The sequence below is a fragment of the Mitsuaria sp. TWR114 genome, assembly GCF_007997345.1.
On sequence record NZ_VOSR01000310.1, the window covers coordinates 1 to 6,429 of the forward strand.

The 6,429-nt window shown below is 70.2% G+C and carries 3 protein-coding genes and 2 pseudogenes; 2 read left to right on the plus strand and 3 right to left on the minus strand.

Annotated elements, in window-relative coordinates; genetic code table 11:
* Positions 1-1,134, minus strand: a pseudogene (locus tag FUT87_RS12740) (hypothetical protein); the annotation flags it as partial.
* Positions 1,135-1,382: 248 nt separating this feature from the next.
* Here FUT87_RS12740 and FUT87_RS12745 point away from each other — a divergent pair.
* Positions 1,383-3,323 (plus strand): propionate--CoA ligase, encoded by a 1,941-nt coding sequence (locus FUT87_RS12745; RefSeq protein ID WP_255511797.1) that lies wholly within the window; start codon positions 1,383-1,385, stop codon positions 3,321-3,323.
* Between the two features lie 79 nt (positions 3,324-3,402).
* Here the strand turns inward: FUT87_RS12745 and FUT87_RS12750 are convergent, their stop codons facing one another.
* Complete coding sequence (locus tag FUT87_RS12750; RefSeq protein WP_147241259.1) at positions 3,403-4,251, minus strand: HAD family hydrolase; 849 nt, start codon at positions 4,249-4,251, stop codon at positions 3,403-3,405.
* 71 nt (positions 4,252-4,322) lie between these two features.
* Between FUT87_RS12750 and mdtD the strand changes: the two are divergent.
* A pseudogene (gene mdtD, locus FUT87_RS12755) lies at positions 4,323-5,786 on the plus strand (multidrug transporter subunit MdtD); the annotation flags it as partial.
* A gap of 90 nt (positions 5,787-5,876) precedes the next feature.
* Here mdtD and FUT87_RS12760 read toward each other — a convergent pair.
* A partial coding sequence (locus tag FUT87_RS12760; protein WP_147241260.1) for a PhoH family protein occupies positions 5,877-6,429 on the minus strand: 553 nt, incomplete at its 5' end.

The following is a 6,429-nucleotide window of genomic DNA, read 5'->3' on the forward strand; positions in this document are numbered from 1 at the left end:
AGCGGCAGCGGCAGCGGCGAGCATGGTCCGCGTCGGCTCGCGCTGGGTCCCGACGAACACGGCCGCTGGTGGCTGCTGGGCGAGTTTCCGGATGCCGACGCCGCGCGACGCGGCGCGGCCAGCCTGCGCCTGTACCTGCGCCACCTGGACCAGGAAAGCGAAGGCCTGCACGTGGTCGAGCACCTGCTGCTGCGGCCCACGCAGCCGGGCGGCCCCGCGCATGCGCGGCTGAGTCTGCCGGAAGACTTCCACCGGCTGCGCGTGACGGTGGTGCTGCCCGGCTGGACGCAGCGCTGCTCGCAGCCGGCGTTCCGGAACTTCGCGGAGGAGACCTTGCGCATCAGCTGCCCCGCTCACCTGACGCTGCGCTGCCTGTGGCTGGACGCGGCGCCGATGCAGCGCTTCGAGGAGGCGCATGCCGCCTGGCTGGAAGCGCGCATGGCCTGGGTCGCGTCGCCGGACGCGGCATCGGCGCAGGCGCTCGCGGACGAGGCGGCCTGCCGCGTGATCGAGTGCCTGCCGCTGTCGCCCGATGAAAAAGCAGCCACGCGCGCGGCAACGGAAACGGAAACGGAAACGGCAACAGCAGTAGCGGTCGCGGGAGTAGCGGCAGCGGCAGCGGCGACAGCGACGGCGACGGCCCGGTGGTGCAAGGCCATGCGTGACTCGACCGCACCCACTGCGCACCTCGTCGAGCGCCTGACCGTCGACGCCGGCTTCGGCGCGGGCATCGGCCTTGGCGTCCGGCGTTTTCGCCTCGGACCTGGCCGGCGCGGTTTTCTCCGAAGTCTTCTCTGCGGCTTTGTCCGCGGTCTTTTCCGCGACCTTCGCCTCCGGCCTGGCCGCGATGGCCTTGTCCGTGACAGCCTCGGAGGCGGTCGACGCCTTGTCGTCCTCGGCCTTGGCCTTGGGATCCTTGGCGCCGTTCTTCGACGCGACCGGCTTGGCGGCCTTCGTGTCCTTCGAGGCCTTGGCGGCGGTCTTCGCGCTCTTCGCTTCGGGCTTCTTCTTCGCGGCCGGCTTGTCCGGCGCGGCCTTGGCTTGCGCCTTGGGCTTGTCGGTGGTGGACGACGTCGACTGTTGCGCCCAGCAACTTCCGCTCGCCAGGACGCAGATCAGCCCCAGTGCGGCCATGGCGCGCTGGAGCGAATTGCGAGAGGGAGCCGAGCGGGAGGGACGAACAGTTCTCATCGTTGTTGGGCGCGGAGACTAGGCACCATCTCCGTACCGGTCAAGCGCGAATGCCCGTGGGGCAGCGCCTGGCTAGGGAAAGTCCGGGCGTGGCCACGAGACCCTTCCCAGGAAAAACCCGGATTGGACCACAGGCCCTCCGCCAAACGTTGTGAACGAAAGTTTCAGCAAAGCTCGCGGTGCGAGGATCCGTGCGGAAGTCGCGCATTCGACATGAGGAGACCCCGATGACCGACAGCTATGCGGCGATGTACCGGCGCTCGATCGACGATCCGGACGGCTTCTGGACGGAGCAGGCCAGGCGCATCGACTGGGAACGCCCGTTCGACCAGGTCTGTGACACCAGCCACCCGCCCTTCGCGCGCTGGTTCGTCGGCGGGCGGACCAACCTGTGCCACAACGCGGTCGATCGCCATGCCGCCACGCGGCCGGGCGACGCGGCGCTGATCTGGGTCTCCAGCGAGGTCGGGCAGGAGCGCGTCTACACCTTCTCCGAGCTCCAGGCCGAGGTCGAGGTGATGGGCGCGATCCTGGCCGGGCAGGGCGTGCGCGCCGGCGATCGGGTGCTGATCTACCTGCCGATGATTCCCGAGGCGGCGTTCGCGATGCTGGCCTGCGCCCGCCTCGGCGCGGTCCATTCTGTGGTGTTCGGCGGCTTCGCGAGTCATGCGCTGGCCAACCGCATCGACGACGCCGAGCCGGTGCTGATCGTCAGTGCCGACGCCGGCAGCCGCAACGGGCGCATCGTGCCCTACAAGCCGCTGCTGGACGAGGCGATCCGCCTGGCCGCGCACAAGCCGGCGAAGGTGCTGATGATCGACCGCGGCCTGAGCCCGTTCGAGCGCGTCGCGGACCGTGACCTGGATCACGCCGCGCTGCGAAAGCGCCTGTGGGGCACGCGCGTGCCCTGCGAATGGCTGCCGTCGGACGCGATCAGCTACACGCTCTACACCAGCGGCACGACCGGGCGGCCCAAGGGCGTGCAGCGCGATGTCGGCGGCCATGCGGTCGCGCTGGCCACCAGCATGGCGCTGATCTACGACGGCCGCGCGGGCGAGACCTTCTTCTCGACCAGCGACATCGGCTGGGTCGTCGGCCACAGCTACATCGTCTACGGACCGCTGATCGCCGGCATGGCGACGCTGATGTACGAGGGCACGCCGGTCAGCCCCGACGCGGCGGTCTGGTGGCGGCTGGTCGAGCAATACCGGGTGACGGTGATGTTCAGCGCGCCCACCGCGGTGCGGGTGCTCAAGAAACAGGACCCGGCCTGCCTGACGCGGCACGACCTGTCCTCGCTGCGGGCGTTGTTCCTGGCCGGGGAACCGCTGGACGAGCCCACCGCGCGCTGGATCGCCGACGCCATCGGCAAGCCCGTCATCGACAACTACTGGCAGACCGAGACCGGCTGGCCGATCCTGACGCTGGCGCGCGGCGTCGAGCCGGCGGCGCCGAAGTTCGGCTCGCCGGGCGTGCCGATGCCCGGCTACCGCGTGCAGCTGCTGGACGAGCAGACCGGCGCGGTGCTGGAGGCGCCGAATCAGAAGGGCCTGCTCGCGATCGCGTATCCGCTGCCGCCGGGCTGCATGCAGACCGTCTGGCGCGACGACGAGCGCTTCGTGCGCACCTACTGGTCGAGCGTGCCCGGCCGGCAGGTCTACTCGACCTTCGACTGGGCGCTGCGCGACGAGGACGGCTACTACTTCATCCTCGGCCGCAGCGACGACGTGATCAATGTCGCAGGCCATCGCCTCGGCACGCGCGAGATCGAGGAGTGCATCGCCGGCCATCCGGCGGTGGCCGAGGTCGCGGTGGTCGGGGTGGCCGATGCGCTCAAGGGCCAGGTCGCGATGGCCTTCGCGGTGCTGAAGGACCCGGCGCGCGCCGCGACGCCGCAGGCAGCGCTGGCCCTGGAGGGCGAGATCCTCAAGCGCGTCGACCAGCAGCTCGGCGCGGTGGCGCGGCCGTCGCGGGTGCGCTTCGTCCAGCTGCTGCCCAAGACCCGCTCGGGCAAGCTGCTGCGGCGCGCGATCCAGGCGGTGTGCGAGCAGCGCGATCCGGGCGACCTCATCACGCTGGACGATCCAGCCGCCCTGCAGCAGATCCGCGAGCTGGTCGCGGGCGCCGGCTGAACCCGAGAGCGGCCGTTCGATGGCGTGCTGAGGGCGAGGGCGCCGGCGCGCCGTTCGCGCGATGCGAGCCCCGCCGCCGTCAGCGGCCCAGCAGGGCGCGCCAGTCCTCGCGGATGAAATGCACCACGGCGTCCTCGTGATGCGCACCGATGATGCGGTGGGCGGCCAGCTTCACGTCGTCGCTGGCATTCGACACCGCGATCGCATGGTGCGCTGATCGCAGCATCGTCAGGTCGTTGACCTGGTCGCCGAAGACCACCAGCTCGCGCTCATGCAGCGCGTAGCGCTGCGCCAGCGATGCGATCGCCTGGTCCTTGCTGGCGCGGCGGTCGTGCACGTTCAGCCAGGGCCAGCCCGGCATGTAGATGTCCTCGGCCAGGTGCGTCGTCACCAGGTCGCCGCAGGTGGCGAGGATCTCGGCCTGCAGCGCCTCCAGGGGCTCCGCGCGGCCGACGACGAGCAGCGTCACCAGCGGATCCGCCAACTGGTCCTGCAGCCGGTCCACATGGCGCAGCCGCGGATCGGCGTTGCGCTGGCGCTCGGTGACGAAGCGCTGCTGGCCCTCGTTCTGGACCTCCTGCCAGAACAGCTGGTCGCCCTTGACGCCGTGCGTCGCGATGAACGGCATCAGGCCGTGGCGGCGCACCAGCGCGAAGATCGCCTGGCCGAGCGCCGGCTCCATCGCGTTGACCAGTTCATGGCGGCCGGTGCGCAGGTCGCTGATGTAGGCGCCGTTGGACGAGACGACCGGCAGCGAGATCGGCAGCCCCTCGAGGATGCGGGCGATCGAGACCACGTGCCGCGCGCTGGCGACGGTGAAGGCCAGGCCTTCGGCCAGCAGCTCGGTCAGGCCGGCCCGGGTGGTGTCGGAGAGCCGGGCCTGCGGATCGAGCAGGGTGCCGTCGAGATCGGAAACGTAGAAGCGCATGGGTCGTGGGCGGCCGGATGAGCGCCGCGATAGGCGCACATCCTACGCTGGCCCGGTTCGATACTTGCCGGATGCCGCCCATGCCTCCCACCTCGACGACACCGCTGGACGCGCTCGGCCGACCGGTCCTTGACGACGCCACGCGCCGCTGGCTGCCGTGGGTCGTCGCGCTCGCGTTCTTCATGCAGACGCTGGACACGACCATCCTCAACACCGCGTTGCCCGGCATGGCCCGCGACCTCGGCGAGGACCCGCTGCGGATGCAATCCGCCGTCGTGGCCTACCTGCTGACGGTGGCCTTGCTGATCCCCGCTTCGGGGTGGCTGGCGGACCGCTTCGGGACGAGGACGGTGTTCCTGTGGGCGATCGGGCTGTTCAGCCTGGGCTCGCTGGCCTGCGCGGTGTCGCCCAGCCTGCACGTGCTGGTCGCGGCGCGGGTGGTGCAGGGCATCGGCGGCGCGCTGCTGGTGCCGGTGGGGCGGCTGGTGGTGCTGCGGGCCTTCCCGAAAGGCGAGTTCCTCGCGGTGATGACCTTCATCAGCCTGCCGGGGCTGGTGGGGCCGCTGCTGGGGCCGACGCTGGGCGGCGTGCTGACCCAGTACGCCAGCTGGCACTGGATCTTCCTGATCAACCTGCCGGTCGGCGTGGCGGGCGCCTGGGCCTGCCGGCGCTACATGCCGCAGATCAAGGGGCCGCTCGGCCGGCGCTTCGACTGGGGCGGCTACGGGCTGTTCAGCGTGGGGCTGATGCTGTTGTCGCTGGCGCTGCAGGGCTTCGGCGAGCATGTGGTCAACGTGGCCGTGTGCTTCGTGATGCTGGTGGCGGGCGTGGCCTGCATGATGGCCTACTGGCTGCATGCGACGCGCGCCGACGAGCCGCTGTTCTCGCCCGCGCTCTTCGCCGTGCCGACCTTCCGCATCGGGCTGCTGGGCAATGTGTTCGCGCGGCTGGGCAGCGGCGCGACGCCCTTCCTGACGCCGCTGTTCCTGCAGGTGGGGCTGGGCTTCTCGCCCAGCGAGGCCGGCTTGTCGATGATCCCCTCGGTGCTGGGCGCGATGTTCACCAAGACGCTGGCCATCCGCCTGATCAAGCGCGCCGGCTACCGCCGCGTGCTGATCGTCAACACGCTGCTGCTGGGCGTGCTGATCGCCAGCTTCGCGCTGATTCCGCGCGGCGTGGGGCATGTCTGGCTGGCGATCCACCTGGGCCTGTTCGGCATGGTCAACAGCATGCAGTTCACGGCGATGAACACGCTGACGCTGGGTGACCTCGACGAGCGCACCGCCAGCGCGGGCAACAGCCTGCTGGCGGTGGTGATGCAGCTGTCGATGAGCCTGGGCGTGGCGACCTCCAGCGCCTTCCTGCTGCTGTTCTCGCACGGCCTGGCGCGCACCGAGGGCGCGCCATCGTGCCGGCCTTCCACGGCACCTACCTGGCGCTGGGCGCGATGGCCGCGATGGCGGCGTTCATCTTCCACCAGCTGCGCCGCGACGAGGGCGCGGCCGAGGAGACCGTGCGGTCCAAGCTCACGCCCGAGGACTGATCGCGCGCCCTCCATCCCCGATTCGCGGGCAAGAAAAAGCCACCCCGAGGGGTGGCTTTGTCGTCATGGGGCAGGGCAAGGCTCAGAGCACCTCGGACGCGAAGTCCGCGAGTCTGGAGCGCTCGCCACGGGCCAGCGTCACATGGCCGCTGTGGGCCCAGCCCTTGAACTTGTCGACCGCGAAGGTCAGGCCGGAGCTGCCTTCGGTGAGGTAGGGCGTGTCGATCTGCGCCAGGTTGCCCAGGCAGACGATCTTGGTGCCCGGACCCGCGCGCGTGATCAGCGTCTTCATCTGCTTGGGCGTCAGGTTCTGGGCCTCGTCGATGATCACGTACTTGTTGAGGAAGGTACGCCCGCGCATGAAGTTCAGGCTCTTGATCTTGATCTTGCTGCGCACCAGGTCGTTGGTGGCCGCGCGACCCCACTCGCCGGCGGTGCTGTCGCCGCGCGCCAGCACTTCCAGGTTGTCGTCGAGCGCGCCCATCCACGGGCCCATCTTTTCCTCTTCCGTGCCCGGCAGGAAGCCGATGTCCTCACCGACCGGCACGGTCACGCGGGTGACGATGATCTCGCTGTAGCGGCGTTCGTCGAGCACCTGCGACAGGCCGGCGGCCAGCGTCATCAGCGTCTTGCCG